This is a genomic window from Rhizobium sp. SJZ105 (assembly GCF_007828365.1).
Classification (GTDB): domain Bacteria; phylum Pseudomonadota; class Alphaproteobacteria; order Rhizobiales; family Rhizobiaceae; genus Agrobacterium; species Agrobacterium tumefaciens.
The window spans coordinates 1-1,800 of sequence record NZ_VIUP01000039.1; the positions used below are offsets into that span (position 1 = coordinate 1).

2 protein-coding genes are annotated in these 1,800 nt (G+C 56.7%); both read right to left on the minus strand.

Features of this window, described 5'->3' with window-relative positions:
* Positions 1-125: 125 nt before the first annotated feature.
* Positions 126-1,505, minus strand: a complete 1,380-nt coding sequence (locus tag FB593_RS27375) for a transposase (protein WP_145167666.1) — start codon at positions 1,503-1,505, stop codon at positions 126-128.
* A gap of 35 nt (positions 1,506-1,540) precedes the next feature.
* Complete coding sequence (locus FB593_RS27690) at positions 1,541-1,702, minus strand: hypothetical protein (RefSeq protein WP_186448007.1); 162 nt, start codon at positions 1,700-1,702, stop codon at positions 1,541-1,543.
* Between the last annotated feature and the right edge of the window lie 98 nt (positions 1,703-1,800).

The window sequence follows — 1,800 nt, forward strand, 5'->3', positions numbered from 1 at the left end:
ATGCGCCGATATCGTTGAAAAACTCGATGGATTATCCGCTCAGACGCCCTCCGTGGTCTTTCGGACGCTGAACTATGCCGTGATCTGCCCCGCGCCTTGGCGCAGGGTGATGGTCTATGCCGCCTTTAGGCGGCGATGGGTTCGCATGGCGGCATCTGAGGCCTGAGTTTGGCCAGCCTCCTCAGGTTCTGTGCGGTTGCCGCAAGCAGGAATTCGTCTCTCGCACCATAGGGCCCTCGAAGGCGCAACCTTGCCATCCGCAGAATGCGCTTCAGGTGAGCGAAGAGCATTTCGACCTTCTTTCGACGATGCCGTGACTGCTCATATTCCGGTGTCTTGGCAATCGCTCTAGCGACATCGCGTGCATCCTCGTTGAGATCGCGCGGTATTTTGCGCATAGGCATGTTCGGGCAGCAGCGAGGCTTCAGCTCACACTGATCACAGTCCTTCTTCCTGGCACGATAAAGCCTGGTCCCCTCGGCCGTGATCCCCGATCTGGGTGGGTCGTAAGTACGGTGGAATTGCTTCAGTTCCTTTCCGGCAGGGCAAAGGTATTGCTCATTCTCAGCTTCCCAGGTGAAGTCCGACCGTGAGAAGGTACCGTCCGTCCGGTTCGATTTGTCAAAGACCGGGATATGCGGCGCGATCTTCTTGTCCTTGACCAGCCATGCCAAGTTGTCGGCGGAACCGTAAGCGCTGTCAGCGGCCAGATAGTCCGGCTTCAAGCCGAAGCGGTTCTCGGTCCTTTCGAGCATCGTGCGGGATGCTCCGACTTCTGCCTGGCGGATCGCACGCGTCGCCTCCACATCGACAATGACACCATGATCGTTGTCGATCAGATAATTGGTGGCGTAGGCGAAGAAGGCATGGCCTTTGTGAGCACCGGTCCATTGGGCGGCCGGATCAGACGGGGAGATGAACTTCGGTGTAATGGGCGACGCAGCACCGAAAGCGGCATCATCGAGAACAGCCAGATACTCCTGGACCGAGCGGCCAGCGTCTTCCTTTGCTTCCCACTCAGCTCCTGGGACCGAACGCTGCTTGTTGGCATCCGCAGCAATAAGGCTGGCATCGACTGCAAATCCTTCCGCGCCAACCAACCCTTGAGCGAGGCAGCGTTCCACTACCGTCTCGAACATGTGCCGCAGGATATCGCTTTGCCGGAACCGGCCGTGGCGGTTCTTCGAGAAGCTGGAATGATCCGGGACCTTTCCGTCCAAACCAAGGCGGCAGAACCAGCGATAGGCGAGATTAAGATGGACCTCCTCGCACAGTCGGCGTTCCGAGCGGATACCCATGGAATAGCCGATGATCAGCATTCGCATCATGAGCTCGGGATCAATGGAGGGGCGACCGGTGGCGCTGTAGAAAGGTTTCAATTGTGCCCGCACACTGTCGAGTTCGAGATGGTGGTCAATCCCGCGCAGCAGGTGGTCTGCCGGAACGTGATCATCAAGGCAGAAGTCGTAGAAAAGCTGCGCTGGAGCTGTCTGGCATCCCATCATCGCTCAATCCTCCGCAAATCAATGCGACGATTGAATCACGCCATGATCTTAACGGCAATAATAAAGCAAAGCACGGAAGATAAGACCATTGCCGCGATGGCCACCACAACGCGTTCAGCATTTCTCCAAGAACCCGTTTCAGGTCCGCCACCGCCCAATGCCCCAAAAATATCGATCACGAAATCGATGGCTCGCACAAGCCTCTCCATAGAGTACCTTTCTTCCGCGCAACCTCGTTAAAGGTGGATGTTTGAGACCCGACGATCAATAGGTGTTTTTCAACGGTATCCGCCAA